Here is a 16057-nt window from a genome sequence, read left to right as displayed (position 1 = left end):
GAGAATAAAATAGCATACATATGAAAACAGATATGGTTATTGCAGGTGTAGGCGGACAAGGAATTCTTTCCATTGCTGCTGCATTAGGATCTGCTGCTTTAGACAATAATTTATACATGAAACAAGCTGAAACTCATGGTATGAGTCAGCGTGGTGGTGATGTTCAGTCATTTATGAGAATCTCTGATAAACCAATTTATTCAGATTTGATTCCAAAAGCTGGTGCAGATATTATTTTATCAGTGGAGCCTATGGAAGCTTTACGTTACCTTCCTTATCTTAAGAAAGGTGGTTATGTCGTTGCTAATTCGTCTCCTTTTATTAATATTTCTGATTATCCGGATGAGGATGAATTAGTAAAAACAATTGAAGCATTACCAAATTATATTTTGATTGATGCTGATAAAATTGCTAAAGAGGTAACTGGTTCTACTAGAGCTTTTAATTTTGTAATGTTAGGAGCAGCTTCACCATTTATTGATGTGCCTTTTAAGTATTTAGAAGAAGGTATACGTGAGATTTTTGGTAGAAAAGGCGAAGATGTTGTAAAAATGAACATTGATGCTCTACATGCTGGACGTAAGTTCTCTCAAGATAATAAATAAGATCTTCTAGATATTTTAATTTCAAAAAGCAGCCCCAGTGTTAATACGCTGGGGCTGTTTTGTTTGTATAATGAGTCATAGAACTAACTTTAGTTCTAATTGTAAAGCAATTTATATAAAACGATCAAATTGTGCAGACATCCATGCCAAAAAAACGCCTCGGTTGAGGCGTTGTAGATATTTTAATTTGAAATTAAGCAGCTTGTATTTCTCTAGCTTTTTTTCTGTGAAGTAAATAAGATGGAAACCATGAAAAGAAAATTCCCATTAAAGCAACTATAATTAGCAAAAGTGGGTTTCCTAAATCTTTTAGTGCAAAAACGACTGCAATAAAAAAGAGGTTTACAGTCATTATTATACATGAAGCTTGTACATGTTTAAATCCAAGGCTTAACATACGGTGGTGTACATGATTTTTATCTGGTTGGAAAGGTGATTTTTTATTTTTGATACGAATAAACATCACTCTTAGTGTATCAAATAAAGGTACTGCTAGGATTCCAATAGAAACTGCAGGTGCTGATTTGATAGCATATTTAAAATCTGGGTAAATATTTAATTCATTGAAATGAATCACTAAAATAGAGATTAATAAACCTATAACAAGTGACCCCGTATCACCCATAAATATTTTATTTTTTTGACTAAAAACGTTGTATCGAAAGAAGGCTATTAATGCACCTAAAAGACTACTAGCAATAATAACGAATTCGTAGTTTCCTGTAATATAAAACCAAATACCTAAGGCCATAGTACATATACCACTTATCCCAGAAGCCAAGCCATCAATACCATCAATTAAGTTGAAGCCGTTAGTTATTACAATAATAAGAAAAATTGTAAATAGAATACTTACAACATAGTTTAGTTCGTTAATGCCTAAAATGCCATGAAAATTACTGATACGTATGTCTCCAAGGATAATTACAATAAGCGCAGCAAGAATTTGACCTATTAATTTCTTCTTTGGTGAAATAGCTAGTATATCATCCTTAACACCTAGACCAAAAACGATAAGTGTTGCTGCAATAATATATTTTAATTCATGAATAAGGTAACCATTACTAAATATTAGTGCCGCCAATGTAAAACCAATAAAAATGGCAACTCCACCTAATGAGGGTACAACTTTGGTATGAGACGATCTATTGTTTGGTTCGTCATATAATTTTTTCTCTTTGGCTAGTGTAATAACAGATGGTATCATCTTGTAACATACTAGTAAAGAGAAAAGAAAGCTAGCAATAATGTAGAAGTGGTGTGTGAATAGATACATATAGTAAAATTCGATTTTGTAATTTTATCACAAATGTATGAATTATATATTGAAATTCACCTTGTCAAGTTTGTCAAGTTTATTTAAAGACTTCTTGTATCTAAGCATTAAGTTCAAATTTTAACCTTTAGCATTTGTTGCTTTTTGTCACAGAAATTACCTAATTCAATTTGTTTATGAGTTGATTAATCATAGATTCTTGATGGGTGTATTATTTTATATCTATACTATAATCCTTTTGTTATGTTGATATGAGGTGTGTTGTTCATTATAAAATGGTTGAAGTCTAACCTCCAACTCTTTTTGTTTTATAATTCTCCTTGTTTAAAATCTCCATAATTTTGTCTCTATGATCTCCTTGAATAAGAATTTCACGATCTTTTACAGAACCTCCAACGCCACATTTTGATTTAAGAAGTTTACCTAGATCTTTTAAATCATCATTACTTCCAACGAAACCAGTAACCAATGTAACCGATTTACCCTTTCGTTGTTTTTTATCTATCATTACTTTTAACATTTGTTTTTGTGGAGGAAGGGTTTCTTCTGCTTCATCTTCATCAAATTCGTATTCGTAATTAGGATTGGTAGAATACACAATGTTTTTTTTATCCTTTTTTGCCATGACTTATCTATTTTTATATCTGCAAATATAAACACTAATTTTATCGGCTCGCACATGCGACACATTTTTTACTTTCTGGCATTAACATGATTCTACCTAATGGAATTTGTTGTCCGCATGTTATGCATTTTCCAAAGTCTTTATCATTAACGTGATTAATTGCATATTCAAGTGCTTTAAGTTGCGTTTTTCTTTGTCGTAGAGATGCTTCATTAACGCTTTTGTTGTTAATGGCATCCATTCGGCTGATTCTACCAATGGCACAATCAGGTGAAATAGGTTTAGTTAAATCAATCAACTTAAGAATATCATCTTTTAATGCTATAATTTTTTCTTCAATTTTAAGTGTAATATCTTTTTTGTTGAGTGTATTCATCATATTATTGAATTTTGTATTTTATTGTGTCTATAAATTATGCTTGATATAGTCTAGTGAACTTTTGAAAAATGTTCTATTCAGATGTAAATTTAATTTAGAATTAAAATATTTTAGAAATAAAGAAAGATTCAATATGATGAAGTCTGAATTAGTTTTATTTTTACATCTGAAAATCAAATTATTGCTAATAGAATTGGTGTGAGTATTCTGACTATCAATACTTTTGGTGTGATTTTAGATTGAAAATTTATTTATTTTATCATAGAAAGTGATGAACAAGATAGTCGAAAAAGAATATTTTTCAGAGAAAATCGTAAAAATTGTTGTTGAAGCGCCTTTGATAGCAAAATCCCGTAAACCGGGAAACTTTATTATTCTGCGTGTAGGTGAAAAAGGAGAGCGTATTCCTTTGACTATTGCAGGAGCGAATGTAGAAAAAGGAACAATCGACCTTGTGGTACAAAAGATGGGTGTTTCCTCTACTAAATTATGTGATCTTGAGGTTGGTGATTATATTACTGACTTGGTAGGACCGCTTGGTAAGCCAACTGTGATTCATAAATTAGGTACAATATTATGCTGTGGTGGAGGTGTTGGAAATGCGCCTTTATTACCAATTGTTGAGGCTTATAAAAAAGCTGGTAATAAAGTAATTACTATTTTGGCAGCTCGTAATAAGGATTTAATTATTCTCGAAGATGAAATGCGTAAGCATTCTGACGAGTTAATCATTATGACTGATGATGGTTCTTATGGCAAAAAAGGTTTGATAACTCAAGGAATGGAAGAAGTTATTAAGAGAGAGACGGTTAATGAATGCGTGACTATTGGTCCTGCTATTATGATGAAATTTTGTTCTCTATTAACGAAGAAATACGAAATACCTACAGTTGCTAGTTTAAATAGTATTATGGTTGATGGTACTGGAATGTGTGGCGCTTGTCGTGTTACTGTTGGTGGAAAAACCAAATTTACTTGTGTTGATGGTCCTGAGTTTGATGCACATCAAATCGATTTTGATGAAATGATGTCGAGACTTGGTGGTTATAAGCAGGAAGAACATGACATGTTTGAGAAGTTTCAGAAATAGAGAATTTAATCTAAGAATAGCACCACAAAAATACCTGGACAATGGAAAGGTCTGAAGAATATATAAAGAACGAAAGAAAACAAGACTGGAGAGTAGCTCTTCAGAAAAAGACAAAAGCTAAAGATCGTATGTCGATTGAGCGAGCAATTATGGCTGAAACACCGCCAGAAGTTCGTATCACATCGCAACGTATCGAGGTAAATACTGGTTTAACTAAGGAACAAGCTTTAGTTGAGGCTAGCCGATGCATGGATTGTGTAAACCCAACATGTATGGAAGGTTGCCCAGTTAGCATTAATATTCCTAAATTTATCAAAAATATTGAACGTGGTGAATTTCTTGAAGCTGCTTCTGTATTGAAAGAATCATCTGCTTTGCCAGCTGTTTGTGGTCGTGTTTGTCCACAAGAGTTACAATGTGAAAAGAGATGTTTTTATGTTGAAAAATTACATCAACCAGCAATTGCAATTGGTTATTTAGAACGTTTTGTTGCTGATTACGAAAGAGAATCAGGAAATATTTCTACACCGAAAATGCTTGCTGCTAACGGTATTAAAGTTGCTGTAATTGGTTCAGGTCCTTCAGGTTTATCGTTTGCTGGCGATATGGCTAAGTTAGGTTATGACGTCACCGTATTTGAAGCGCTTCACGAAATTGGTGGTGTATTAAAGTATGGTATTCCTGAATTCCGTTTACCAAATGCTGTTGTTGATGTTGAAATTGAAAGTTTACGCCGTATGGGTGTGAAATTTATTACGAATTATATTGTAGGTCAAACAGCAAGTCTTGATGATTTGAAAGCTGACGGTTATAAAGCATTTTACGTAGGATCGGGTGCTGGTTTACCTCGTTTTATGAATATTCCTGGTGAGAATTCCAATGGTATTTTATCATCAAACGAGTATTTAACTCGTGTAAACTTGATGGGTGCTGATAGCGAAGATTCTGATACGCCAGTATTAAGAGGTAAGCATGTTGTCGTTGTTGGTGGTGGTAATACCGCTATGGATTCTGTTCGTACAGCTAAGCGTTTAGGTGCTGAACATGCTACGATTGTATATCGTCGTTCGGAAGAAGAGATGCCTGCTCGTGCTGAAGAAGTTCATCATGCTAAGCAAGAAGGTATTGAATTTTTGACTTTGACTAACCCAATTGAGTATATGGCTGACGAAAACGGTCGTGTATCTCAAATGAAGGTTCAGAAAATGGAATTAGGAGAGCCTGATGCTTCAGGACGTAGAAGACCAATTCCTATTGAAGGATCGGAGTATATTCTAGATTGTGAAGTTGTGGTTGTGGCTGTAGGTGTATCACCAAATCCATTAATTCCTAACTCAGTTGAAGGTCTTGATGTTTCTAAGTGGGGAACTATTGAGGTTGTAAAAGATAAGATGCAGTCGTCTATTCCAGAAATGTTTGCTGGTGGTGATATCGTTCGTGGTGGTGCAACTGTTATTCTTGCAATGGGTGATGGTAAAAAAGCAGCTAAGAATATGAATATCTATTTGACCGAAAAATATCTAGTTAACTAATTGAAATAAAAAGTGTAATTTTAATACACACACTTATATTATAATACTGATTTAAAAAATTCTTAATATGAAAGAGTTCAAATCAATAAACGATATTCTTGATTTTGCCATTAATGAAGAAATTTTGGCAGCTGAATTTTATACAGCTCTTGCAGCTAAAATGAAGCACAAGCATATTAAAGAAACTTTTGAGCAATACGCTCTTGAAGAAATGGGACACCGAGCTAAACTTGAAGCTATCAAGAATGGTAAACGAGATAACTTTTCTGATGCAAAAGTTGCCGATATGAAAATTGCGGATTACTTAATCGAGGTTGACGAAGACAAGGAAAACATGACTTATCAGGAAGCTTTAATCATTGCTATGAAGAAAGAAAAATCTGCTTTTAGATTATATAGCGATTTGGCTGCAGCAATGACTGGTGAAGTTGAGAAGAAGTTATTTTTAAACTTAGCGCAAGAAGAGGCTAAGCATAAGTTAAGATTCGAAGTAGAGTATGATGATAATATTCTGACAGAAAATTAAAATTCTGTTCTGCATAATAAAAGCCCCGATTCTTTCGGGGCTTTTTTTTATCAATTAATGATCTTTATATTTTAAAGAATTTTGTCTTGTTGAGCTTAAAATGTTTACGCTTTAAGTTTACTGCCCATACTATCTGATAAACGCATAGATAATTGAATGTAACGCTTCTTAAAAATATCGTTATTTAAATAGATTGCAATCTTCTCTTGCCAACCTTTGGCTTTATGCGAAAGATCCATAATACGATGTTTGTTGGCCATACTGTTTTTATCCGATTTTTCTTTTTCAACGACATCGATGTATTGGTTTACCCAATTTTCATACTTGTTCAAAAATATTGATCGTTCTGTATCTTTCCCTTTTTGTATATTGGTAACCGATGTTATGGCTTTGTTATCTGAGAGTGCGGTAGAACCAATTTTCATTCTTAATTTTTGTGTAATTTCCTTCTTGTTGTCTTCCTTCATAAATGATTTTAATAGTTTAAGACCCTAATATACTCAAAATAAACTGTTTTTGAAAATTGACGTTTATGTAATGGTATTAATGGAACTGTTTTTATGTGACTTAGATGCGTTTAATAAGCTTTAATATGAGTGTGTTAGGTTGTTTGTTTAATTAAACAGTTTTAAGATGAAGAAGTATTTTCCAACCCGTAATAATGATCTTGGGTTTGTGGAAATGAGATTTGTGTTTAAAACAATGAAAATACTTATTCTGCTTTTAAAAACTTTATCTTTTTACTAGAATAATTATCAGTCAGTATATTCCAAAAAAATATTTACTAGGGCCTGTTTTAAGTGATTTTAATTTGGAGAGTTCTATAAATAGATGGGTTTTATTGATATGAATTCCGTATTTTGTGCTTCTATTTGATTCTTTAGTATAGAAAACCCTATTTTTAATTAAATTTTTTAAGATCAACTATGGCCATTCAAATTGTAGAAGTTCTGAATCAGAGCCATCGCAAAATTTTTGTCGACTTTCCGTATAAATTGTATAAAGGAAACGAGTTTTGGGTTCCCCCTTTAAAATCAGGAGAACTTGAATTGTTGATGGAGGATAAAAATCCAGCCTTTGACTTTTGTAAAGCAAAATTTTGGATAGCATATCAGGATAGCAAAGTCGTAGGTCGTATTGGTGCCATCGTGAACACATTGGCTATTGAAAAACAAGGTGAAAAAATTGGACGAATTACTCGTGTGGAATTTGTAGATCAATTCGAAGTGTCTGAAATGCTTTTTTCTGTGGCCGAAAAGTGGTTGAAAACTGAAGGTATGATTGGGGTTAGTGGACCTTTGGGTTTTTCAAATTTGGATCATTCTGGTGTATTAATCGAAGGACAAGAATGGCTTCCTTCAATGGCTTCTGACTATCATTTTGCCTACTATCAAAAACATTTCACAAGATTAGCTTATGAAAAGGAGATGGATTGGTTGGAGTTTAGAATTAGCTTGCCTGAAACACCTCCTGAAAAGGCAAAGCGAGTTGCTCAATTAATTAAGCGTAAATATGGTTTACAGTCTGTAAGTTTTACCACAAAAAAAGAACTTGAGCCTTATAAAGAGAAAATATTTAAGGTATTTAATGATGCTTTTGCCGATTTGTTTGGGACATTTAAGCTACCAGAAAATCTCATCAGATTTTATATTGGTAAATACTTCCCGATTCTTAACCCTAGATATGTTAAAATTGTTTTGGATAAAGAGAATCAGTTGGTTGGATTTATAATTGCTTTGCCTTCATTATCGAAAGCTTTACAGAAAGCTAAGGGTAAACTATTCCCTTTTGGATGGTGGTATTTAAGAAAAGCATTGAAACATCCTACTGAAATGGATTTAATGCTTACTGGTGTCGATTACGAATGTCAAAAGCTAGGTTATGTATCTATATTGATGAGTGAATTGTTGGAAACATCGAATAGTGATGGCTTGAGATTTGCTGAAACAACAGGCATGTTGGAAAATAACCATGTTGCCATTCAGCTTTGGAAGTCATTCGACCACATTCAGCACAAACGTAAACGCTGTTATCGAAAAATGTTTTAGTTTCTCCAAATACTATTCTTGTATATAGGTCTTAAATATTGGTTTTTTAATGATTTCTTGTTTTTGCTAATCTGTAGATTTCGATCCCAAAAACTTTCGTGAGTGGATTCTAATTCCTATGCATTGTTTAAAATGGGAAACGATGTTAATTAACTAATTATGAGTTAATAGTATATTCTATAAGTTTGCTAGTAAATCTGTAAAAACATCAAATTCAACTTCCTTCAGCATGTAATTCAATTCCGATTTTAAATTCGTTGGTTGATAACTTTCCCAATATGTAGGCTGTTTGTATCTAAACTATCAATCTTGAATCCATACATAATCTCTACTTTTTCTGTTTGTATAGAGAAAGTGAGTGATAAAAGAACTTATACTTCAAATTTTGATGAATTTTAAAAGTTGAGTTTTTTATATTAGATTTGATTGATTGGAAAGAAAATAACTAACTATGAATAATAAAGGAGAGTTACCATTTCACCATTATACGGATACCTACAAAAAAGTAAATATGATGAATGGTTGTCCCGTTCTTTCACTTGATCCGCACTTTCCATTTGCGATGACTCGATTTGGTATCATGGATGATGAGTCTCAAACTGAAATTCCACATCGGCATGATTATTATGAAATTCTATTTGTTGAAGAAGGTTCAGGAAAACATATTGTTGACTATGAATCATACGAAATAAAGACACCTGCTTTTTATTTTCTTTCTAAGGGGCAGATCCATTTTTGGAGGTTAGAAAAATCGTTAAAGGGTAAGATTATTCTGTTTCCACGAGAATTTCTTATTCCTCCGGCTACAAATTTAAGTCATGAAGATGATTTGGTCGTATTTAATGGTTTAAGTAAGGCTTCACAAGTTTGTATTGATGAAAATACGTTACCGAAAATCCAAGAATTATTAGCCAATATAAATCAAGAATTTTCTGACAGATCAGAGAGTAGTCTTTCTGTACTTAGAGCTTATATGCACATTTTATTGGTAAAGTTGTTTCGTATTTATGCTAAAGAGCAACCAATAAATATTTTAGATCCCTCTAATACAATGGTTCGTAAATTCAGACAATTAGTTTCTGAAAATTATCTTAAGGTCCGCAATGTACAGGAATATGCTGATCTCATAGGAATAAGTTCCACTCATCTTAGAGATACTGTTAAGGCGATTACTGGTTATTCTCCTGGACAATTGATTCGGCAAGAAATAATTTTTGAGGCAAAGAGGCGATTGGCCAATACAGATTTAACGACAGCAGAAATTGGTTACGCTCTTAGTTTTGAAGACACATCCTATTTTAGTCGATTTTTCAAACGTGAAACCGAAATAAGTCCATTGAGCTATCGGAAGACAATCAGAGAAAAATATAAAATAAAGACCATATAAAATATTACCAGAATAGATTAAGCACTATGAAACACATTCCGGAAATAAGCTTTTGGAAATACAAAGAATTACAAATTAAGGGATTTCAATTTTATACACTGGAAAAGTTAATAACTGTTGATTTGAATCCTTCAGACCATAGTCCTTATTTGCCACACCGTTTAAATTTTTATGCCATACTGATTATTACAGATGGAGAAGTAAATCATATTATTGATTTTAAGGTTCATACACTCCGAAAGGGCGATGTGATGGTTATTTCGAAAGGACAGATACATGCTTTTGAAGAAGGTGTTGATTACAAGGGATATTTGGTGGTGTTTTCTGAATCTTTTATGCAGAAATATATAGCTCAAGCAACCATTGCACGTATCAACCATTTGTATAACTATTTTCTTAAACAAGAAAAAATCAATAATCCAGATTATAATCAAACCCTGTTTAATACGTTAAAAAGGGAGTTGAAAAGTGATTCGTCATCGCTTCCAAATATAGTTGCTTCTTTGCTGACCGTGTATCTTCTTAAACTAAACGATGAGAACATTCGTTTAGCAACAACTTCCGTTGATAATAAATATATGGACTATTTTCAGCAATTTAAACTTCTGGTTGAGCAAAACTATTCAAAAACACGAGATGCAAAATCGTACGCTTCTGATATAGCAATTTCGTACAAACATTTAAACGAGGTGTGCAAAAAAATAGTACAAACTACAGCCAAAACATTTATAGATAATTATGTAGTTCTTGAAGCCAAAAGAATGTTGGTTTCTACTTCGCTTTCGGTAAAAGAAATTGCCTTTACCTTAGGTTTCGATGAACCAACCAACTTCCTTAAATATTTTAAGAAACACACTAGCTTAACACCTGTTGAATTTCGTAATGCTTTAGCTTAGAAAAAAGTTAAATTGTAAGCTTTGGCTTCGTCGTTCTGTCTGTCGGCTGGCAGATTAAAACCTGTTGTATTACTTCGATATGCTAAAATTAATTTAGCATACGAAATTGAATTAGCACGCCTAAATTTTCATAGGTTTCACATTTACCATCCATTTGCTACTATTAACCTTTCCCTCGGTTTGTTTTCCCTGCATCTTTGTATTGTAATATTTCAAAGATGAAACAAATAACAATTTTAGGTGCAACTGGCTTTGTGGGCAAAAATATTTTGCAAAAAGCTATCGATAAAAATTTCAAGATTAAGGTCTTAGCCTTAGATGTTGAGGAGTTGCATGACTTTGCACATGCAATAGAAGTGATTGAAGGAAACTATTTCGATAAAGAAAAACTACAAAAAGCCTTGGAAGGTTCAGAAGTAATCCTTTCAGCCATTGGACCACTAAAGAATCGAAAATTATCATCTGAGGATAACTACATAAACTCTCTAGCTTTCATTATTAAACAGATGCAAGCTAATAAACAAACCCGTTGGATAAGCATCTCAAGTGCAGGAGTAAAAAAGGAACACGAGAACTTACCTTTGGCTCGCAAAATTTTGCGCGTAAAGCTAATGATTGACTCTAAATCAACCATCAATATTAAAGAGAGAGAACTTCATTTACTTGACCAAAGCAATCTGGATTGGACAAATATACGTCCTCCCTTTATTAAAGAAAATGTAGACGGAGAATTTGTTGCAAATGAAAATAAATTCATAGGAAATACTGTTGATGTAAATCAGTTAAGCGATTTTATGCTTGCCGAAATTACCAGTAAAAAGTGGATTAAAAAGGCCCCAGTGGTAGGTACTAAATAGAACCTATCCTTAAAATCCAATTTATTCGTTTTACAAGTTTTGAACCTTATCGCTCAAATTTTTAAAAATATCCAACTTTAGTAGTAAGCATTAAATGCTTATTGCGAATTTTTATAAAACTATATGTGCTATGAAAACAAAAGAACCTTTAGCTCGACAAAGCCAATTAAAAGCTAGAATATTTACACCATCAGCTTTCTATAAGCATTTAAAAATAGCAATTGCAAGCTTTTCGGATTTACGAAAAGCAAGAAAAAACGGCAATGTTAGTAAAGCTTTCAGCGAGAAAATTATGCTTGCCGTAACACAAGTAAATGGCTGTAGATATTGCAATTATGTACATACCAAGAATGCAATTGACGCAGGAGCTTCCGAAGATGAAATAAATATGATGCTCAATGGAGAATTAGGTGAAGGAGGTAAGGACGAATCTGTAGCTCTGCTGTTTGCTCAACATTATGCGGATACCGACGGAAATCCTGACAAGGAAACCTATGAAAATTTTGTAAATCATTATGGAGAGCATAAAGCAGTTGATATTATGGCTATGATTAGAATTATTATGGCTGCCAATATTCACGGTATTTCATTAGATGCTATGCTTAGTAGGTTTAAAGGTGAAAAAATGAAAGACAGCAAATTTAGCAATGAGCTTGGTATTGCCTTAGGAATTCTTGTTCTGTTTCCTGCTGCAATTGTTCAGGTTTGGTTTGAAAAATTATTTAGCAATAAAAATATGTTTACTAAAAAACAAACAAAAATGAAAACGAAAAATACTGCGAGTGTGATGACTTTGTTACTTGCACTCTTGCTTGGTACAGGAACATCTTATGCGCAGAACAATGAAGATTCAGCTGATTATAGCGTCATGTCGAGATTAGATATGAGCCCAAGACCAGCGGGGTTTCAGCCAACAAAAGCAACACCTGTAAATGGTGCTTATATTCAAAGTGTAACGACTGCTTCATCTAGAGTTTTAAATGATGAAACAATCATGCTAAAAAAAGTTAGCGTTCAAGCTTTAGGCGAAAAAGGCTTTAGTCCATGGGAGTTTTTATGTGACGAAGGTGGCCATACTTATGAGCAATCAGCACCAAACCCATTGAGTTATATGGTAGCTGGTATCTCTTCCAGTTTGTTAACAAGCGTGGAACAGGCTATAAAAGTTATGGATTTAGATGTTGCCAGTGCAAAAGTTGAAGCAAAAGTGTTTTTTAGATATGATGACCCTTTCACACCTAAGTGGCTTGGGTATACCGATAAACTTGTTGCCAATATTCTTATTGAAAGTGACGAACCTGCAGAAAAAATTGCAGAGCTTAAAAAAATGGCGGTTCAGGCTTGGGCTGTTGGTGAATGTATATCAAATCCAACTCCTGTAGATGCGCAATTTGAATACAATACTAAAATTTGGGAAACTGAATCTGCAAGCTTAGGTAAAGTTATAGGGGATGAATCGTATGATAACGATTTGATGATTACCTCAAAGGGAAACAATCCAAAACCAGAAAGTTTTAAGCTTGGAACAGATGTTAGCATGGAGAAATTTACGAATCCTTTTATTTTCGAAGTTGTAAGTATTTCTGAGTCGGCCAATGATGTTCAAAGACCTTATTTGCATAAAATCAAAATCAAAGCTATCCAGGAAAATTATGCAGCTTGGGATATTTATGCCGATGATAGTCGTGGATATGAAGGTCTAGATAAAGCTCCAACTTCAGGCGATTATTTTACTGCAGGTACTAGTTTGTGCCTGATGAGTCAATTAACTGGCTGGTCAGAGGTATTAAAACATCAAGGTATTGAAATCAATGACTATCGTGCAGAACACCAATTCAACTATCAGGTAGATAATTATATGACTCCATCAGCGACAGGTCATGTAGATAATGTTATCACAAGAATACTGATAAAGAGTAATGCCAGCGAGAAAGTTATGAGCGATTATGCTATTCATGCACTTGGTACTTGTTTCGCTGGAGATGCTGTTTCAATGGAAACTCCAACGGAAGTTGGTATCTATAAAAATGGAAAACTTATTGAGTAATAGTAAGCTATTGGGTGTCTCTTATCTAAATTTTAGCCGATGAAATATAAAATAACAGTAGAAGAACTTACAGGGGAAAATACACTTGCTTTTGAAGCCGAAAGTCACGAAGATATTCTTGAGATTGTTGAAAAACTAAAAACACATCCCGATTTCGGGAACGATGCGGAAGCCTTTGGCCTTGGATTAAAACTATTTACAAGTGTTATGATGAAGCAAAAATCGAATCCTTTATTCAAAAATTTGATGCCTCATTTTAAAGATTTTATGAAAGGATTAAAAGGAGCTGGAAAGGGGAGGTAATTACATTTAATTGGGTTCTCCTCTTATTGAATGGAATAAAGCCACAAGTGAAACTAAGCTGATGAATAATGCACAGTGAAGTTTTGTTTGTGGCTTTTAATCGATTATTTTATAAATAGATTGTATCAAAAAAATGAGAGTTGGCTAAATATTTTAAAACTAACACCAAAGAAGTCCTGAAAGGACTAAACATGAATAACCACGGGTAAAACCAGTGGTGGTAAAACAGAGACTAAACAGCCCCGAAAGGGGTTGAACATGGTCTTTCTATTTCAGGAAGTACCGTTCATCAATTATAATACTGTGTTCTTCTAAAAGTCTTCGATATTCCTCTTCAAACGTTTCTTTTTTGTGATGTTCTTGCTGATTTTTAACGTAGCTAATTAGTTTGTTCTTGTCCCAATAAGAATAAGTTAGTGCAGCATATCCATCTGCCCAGCCAATAAAATGTGGGAAATAATCAGACTCTTTAAGCCAAATAGATGAAGCGGTTTTAATATCTCTAACAAAATCTGCTAAAGCAATACTCGGGTGTAGGTCAGTCAAAATATGAATATGCTCTTCCATTCCATTAATTCTGTATAAATGGCAATTCTTGTTTTTTATTCCACCCCATATATATTTAAAAAGTCTTTCATTTTCCTTTAAACTTAATGTTTTTTGACTGTGCTTGGTACGAAAAATAATTTGATAGATTATTTGGCGATAGCTTGACATGTAATTAATCTTTATTTGTTTAAGGCTTTCTAAATTAATTTAAATTTTTCAGATTTCATTGGTTTTTGTTCAACCCTTTCAGGGCTGAAATTAAACCAATCGTAATACCATGTGCTTCACACACGGTTACTCATATTTAGTCCTTTCAGGACATTTCCTTGATTAATTCATTTTTTTATCTTAAACCTTTCCCTCTTTCTTCAACATCATAAAAATACACCTAGCCAATACTCATTTTAAGCAGGATACAATACGAAAAATCACCTTAGGTTACACATTTACCATTCCTTCTCTTTTATTAACCTTTCCTTAGGTGTGTTTTCACCGCATCTTTGTAATGTAATATTTCAACAGTTATTAAGACGAATAAAATAACATATTAATTTAAAATACTCAAAGATGAAAACAAAGAGAAATGTAAGCCTAGTGGCACTATTTATGTCATTATTTATTAGTACAGGAGTAAGTGCTCAAGAGAAGTATTCTGTAGTTAAAAGAGTTGATAATTTTAACCAACCTACAACATTTTATCCTACAAAAGCAACACCCGTAAATGGTGCTATTAATGAAAATGTTGTGACTTCTGCAAAAATAATTTTGAATAATGAAAAGCCTTTCCTAAAAAAAGGTGTGGTAAAAACTGTAGGCGAAGATAAGCTTAGCGCGTGGCAAATGACAAGTGACGAAGGGGGTAACCCTCAGAGTGCACCAAATCCTCTAACTTATTTTACGGCAGGAGCAGCTTCAGACCTATTAACTCAGGTAGAAAGAAGTATACAAATAATGGGTTTAGACGTTAAAGATGTAAAAGTAGAAACAGAATTTTTCTACAGATGGAGTGATATTATGACCGATGATTGGTCGGGTTATACCGATAAAGTGGTTACCAATATTGTTATTAAAAGTAATGAATCAGTCGAAAAGATTAAAGAATTAAAGAAAATGGCTGTTAGAGCTTGGGCAATTGGTGAATCTTTAGAAAACAAAACTCCAATTGACAAGGCGAATATAATTAATGGTGATGATTGGGATGGAAAAGCTCCTCAGGCAGGACAAATTTCTTCTCCGGTTTCTACCGATAATGGTCGCACAATTACAAATACAACTGCTCCTTTAAAATTAGAGACAATAGTTGTAAAAGAAGACGCTAATTTAAATATGAATGATCTTTCAAATGACTTGATTTTCTCAGAAGTAGGAATTGCAGAATCGGCTCATGATGCTAAACGTCCATATTTGCATAAATTAAGAGCAAAATCTTTAACCACACACTACGAAACTTGGGAACTTTACTCTGATGATAGTCGTGGTTATGAAGGCATAAATGCAGCACCTACATCAAGAGAATATTTTACCTTAGGAACTTCCTTTTGCCTAATGAGTCAACTTGCTGCTAACTTCAAGTATTTTGCTAAAAAAGGCGTTAAAATTGATGATTTCGGAGTTGAGCACCAGTTTAATTATCGCGAAAATAATTTTATGACACCAGCAATGACAGGTGAAATGACAGATGTGGTAACCCGAATTATTGTTAAAAGTGCTGCGGCTAAAGAATTGGCAAATCAGTTTGCAGTTCAGTCGTTACGTTGCTGTTTTGCAGGTGATGGTATTGTGAACGAAACTCCTATGGAGACAAGTATTTATTTGAATGGAAAGCTTATAAAATAGTATTCCAACAAATATTTATCATTAAAAAGACCTATTTGAGATTATCGTCTCAGGTAGGTTTTTTTATTTAAAGAAGCTTACTGAGTTTAAATAAAATTGCT

16 protein-coding genes are annotated in these 16057 nt (G+C 33.3%); 11 read left to right on the top strand and 5 right to left on the bottom strand.

What is annotated here, in order from left to right:
- The first annotated feature begins 20 nt into the window (after positions 1–20).
- A complete protein-coding gene (locus EMN46_RS06680) occupies positions 21–605 on the top strand; it encodes an indolepyruvate oxidoreductase subunit beta (RefSeq protein WP_154200021.1) in 585 nt (194 codons plus the stop codon).
- Between the two features lie 193 nt (positions 606–798).
- Here the strand turns inward: EMN46_RS06680 and EMN46_RS06675 are convergent, their stop codons facing one another.
- From EMN46_RS06675 to EMN46_RS06665, 3 genes are all read right to left on the bottom strand, one after another.
- Positions 799–1812, bottom strand: a complete 1014-nt coding sequence (locus tag EMN46_RS06675) for an MraY family glycosyltransferase (protein WP_195715204.1) — start codon at positions 1810–1812, stop codon at positions 799–801.
- A 355-nt stretch (positions 1813–2167) separates the two neighbouring features.
- Entirely contained in the window at positions 2168–2506 is a 339-nt protein-coding gene (locus EMN46_RS06670) for a translation initiation factor (protein ID WP_154200018.1), read from the bottom strand.
- 40 nt (positions 2507–2546) lie between these two features.
- A complete protein-coding gene (locus EMN46_RS06665) occupies positions 2547–2885 on the bottom strand; it encodes a TraR/DksA C4-type zinc finger protein (protein ID WP_229130292.1) in 339 nt (112 codons plus the stop codon).
- Between the two features lie 271 nt (positions 2886–3156).
- Between EMN46_RS06665 and EMN46_RS06660 the strand changes: the two genes are divergently transcribed.
- From EMN46_RS06660 to EMN46_RS06650, 3 genes are all read left to right on the top strand, one after another.
- Positions 3157–3975, top strand: a complete 819-nt coding sequence (locus EMN46_RS06660; RefSeq protein ID WP_154200016.1) for a sulfide/dihydroorotate dehydrogenase-like FAD/NAD-binding protein — start codon at positions 3157–3159, stop codon at positions 3973–3975.
- A 41-nt stretch (positions 3976–4016) separates the two neighbouring features.
- On the top strand, positions 4017–5507 hold the full coding sequence (gltA, locus tag EMN46_RS06655) for an NADPH-dependent glutamate synthase (protein ID WP_154200014.1): 1491 nt from the start codon (positions 4017–4019) through the stop codon (positions 5505–5507).
- 67 nt (positions 5508–5574) lie between these two features.
- A complete protein-coding gene (locus EMN46_RS06650; RefSeq protein WP_154200012.1) occupies positions 5575–6033 on the top strand; it encodes a ferritin family protein in 459 nt (152 codons plus the stop codon).
- Positions 6034–6137: 104 nt separating this feature from the next.
- Here the strand turns inward: EMN46_RS06650 and EMN46_RS06645 are convergent, their stop codons facing one another.
- The gene (locus tag EMN46_RS06645) at positions 6138–6500 is read right to left on the bottom strand and encodes a hypothetical protein (protein WP_154200010.1); all 363 of its coding nucleotides are present in this window, start codon (positions 6498–6500) and stop codon (positions 6138–6140) included.
- A 459-nt stretch (positions 6501–6959) separates the two neighbouring features.
- Here EMN46_RS06645 and EMN46_RS06640 point away from each other — a divergent pair, with 459 nt between their 5' ends.
- From EMN46_RS06640 to EMN46_RS06615, 6 genes are all read left to right on the top strand, one after another.
- Positions 6960–8081, top strand: a complete 1122-nt coding sequence (locus EMN46_RS06640; RefSeq protein ID WP_154200008.1) for a hypothetical protein — start codon at positions 6960–6962, stop codon at positions 8079–8081.
- 451 nt (positions 8082–8532) lie between these two features.
- The gene (locus tag EMN46_RS06635; protein WP_154200006.1) at positions 8533–9468 is read left to right on the top strand and encodes a helix-turn-helix domain-containing protein; all 936 of its coding nucleotides are present in this window, start codon (positions 8533–8535) and stop codon (positions 9466–9468) included.
- Between the two features lie 26 nt (positions 9469–9494).
- Positions 9495–10364: a helix-turn-helix transcriptional regulator gene (locus tag EMN46_RS06630; protein ID WP_154200004.1), complete on the top strand. Its 870-nt coding sequence runs from the start codon at positions 9495–9497 to the stop codon at positions 10362–10364.
- A gap of 218 nt (positions 10365–10582) precedes the next feature.
- Entirely contained in the window at positions 10583–11221 is a 639-nt protein-coding gene (locus EMN46_RS06625; protein WP_154200002.1) for an NAD(P)H-binding protein, read from the top strand.
- A 130-nt stretch (positions 11222–11351) separates the two neighbouring features.
- Positions 11352–13268, top strand: coding sequence for an OsmC family protein (locus EMN46_RS06620; protein WP_195715203.1), 1917 nt, complete (start codon positions 11352–11354; stop codon positions 13266–13268).
- Between the two features lie 39 nt (positions 13269–13307).
- Positions 13308–13571, top strand: a complete 264-nt coding sequence (locus tag EMN46_RS06615; protein ID WP_154199998.1) for a DUF3861 domain-containing protein — start codon at positions 13308–13310, stop codon at positions 13569–13571.
- 267 nt (positions 13572–13838) lie between these two features.
- On the opposite strand, the gene EMN46_RS06610 is transcribed toward EMN46_RS06615, so the two are convergent.
- A complete protein-coding gene (locus EMN46_RS06610) occupies positions 13839–14288 on the bottom strand; it encodes a transposase (RefSeq protein WP_154199996.1) in 450 nt (149 codons plus the stop codon).
- Between the two features lie 399 nt (positions 14289–14687).
- On the opposite strand from EMN46_RS06610, the gene EMN46_RS06605 reads away from it, so the two are divergent.
- A complete protein-coding gene (locus EMN46_RS06605; RefSeq protein WP_154199994.1) occupies positions 14688–15956 on the top strand; it encodes an OsmC family protein in 1269 nt (422 codons plus the stop codon).
- Positions 15957–16057 lie beyond the last annotated feature (101 nt).

The sequence above is a fragment of the Ancylomarina sp. 16SWW S1-10-2 genome (genome assembly GCF_009669305.1).
GTDB lineage: Bacteria > Bacteroidota > Bacteroidia > Bacteroidales > Marinifilaceae > Ancylomarina.
Note: the sequence above shows the minus strand (reverse complement) of the source record. Positions and strands in the feature narration are given on the sequence as shown.

Excerpts from the sequence above, each read along its gene's own strand:
- EMN46_RS06680 (WP_154200021.1), top strand. The coding sequence starts at position 21 with ATGAAAACAGATATGGTTATTGCAGGTGTAGGCGGACAAGGAATTCTT.
- EMN46_RS06675 (WP_195715204.1), bottom strand. The coding sequence starts at position 1,812 with ATGATACCATCTGTTATTACACTAGCCAAAGAGAAAAAATTATATGAC.
- EMN46_RS06670 (WP_154200018.1), bottom strand. The coding sequence starts at position 2,506 with ATGGCAAAAAAGGATAAAAAAAACATTGTGTATTCTACCAATCCTAAT.
- EMN46_RS06665 (WP_229130292.1), bottom strand. The coding sequence starts at position 2,885 with ATGATGAATACACTCAACAAAAAAGATATTACACTTAAAATTGAAGAA.
- EMN46_RS06660 (WP_154200016.1), top strand. The coding sequence starts at position 3,157 with ATGAACAAGATAGTCGAAAAAGAATATTTTTCAGAGAAAATCGTAAAA.
- gltA (WP_154200014.1), top strand. The coding sequence starts at position 4,017 with ATGGAAAGGTCTGAAGAATATATAAAGAACGAAAGAAAACAAGACTGG.
- EMN46_RS06650 (WP_154200012.1), top strand. The coding sequence starts at position 5,575 with ATGAAAGAGTTCAAATCAATAAACGATATTCTTGATTTTGCCATTAAT.
- EMN46_RS06645 (WP_154200010.1), bottom strand. The coding sequence starts at position 6,500 with ATGAAGGAAGACAACAAGAAGGAAATTACACAAAAATTAAGAATGAAA.
- EMN46_RS06640 (WP_154200008.1), top strand. The coding sequence starts at position 6,960 with ATGGCCATTCAAATTGTAGAAGTTCTGAATCAGAGCCATCGCAAAATT.
- EMN46_RS06635 (WP_154200006.1), top strand. The coding sequence starts at position 8,533 with ATGAATAATAAAGGAGAGTTACCATTTCACCATTATACGGATACCTAC.
- EMN46_RS06630 (WP_154200004.1), top strand. The coding sequence starts at position 9,495 with ATGAAACACATTCCGGAAATAAGCTTTTGGAAATACAAAGAATTACAA.
- EMN46_RS06625 (WP_154200002.1), top strand. The coding sequence starts at position 10,583 with ATGAAACAAATAACAATTTTAGGTGCAACTGGCTTTGTGGGCAAAAAT.
- EMN46_RS06620 (WP_195715203.1), top strand. The coding sequence starts at position 11,352 with ATGAAAACAAAAGAACCTTTAGCTCGACAAAGCCAATTAAAAGCTAGA.
- EMN46_RS06615 (WP_154199998.1), top strand. The coding sequence starts at position 13,308 with ATGAAATATAAAATAACAGTAGAAGAACTTACAGGGGAAAATACACTT.
- EMN46_RS06610 (WP_154199996.1), bottom strand. The coding sequence starts at position 14,288 with ATGTCAAGCTATCGCCAAATAATCTATCAAATTATTTTTCGTACCAAG.
- EMN46_RS06605 (WP_154199994.1), top strand. The coding sequence starts at position 14,688 with ATGAAAACAAAGAGAAATGTAAGCCTAGTGGCACTATTTATGTCATTA.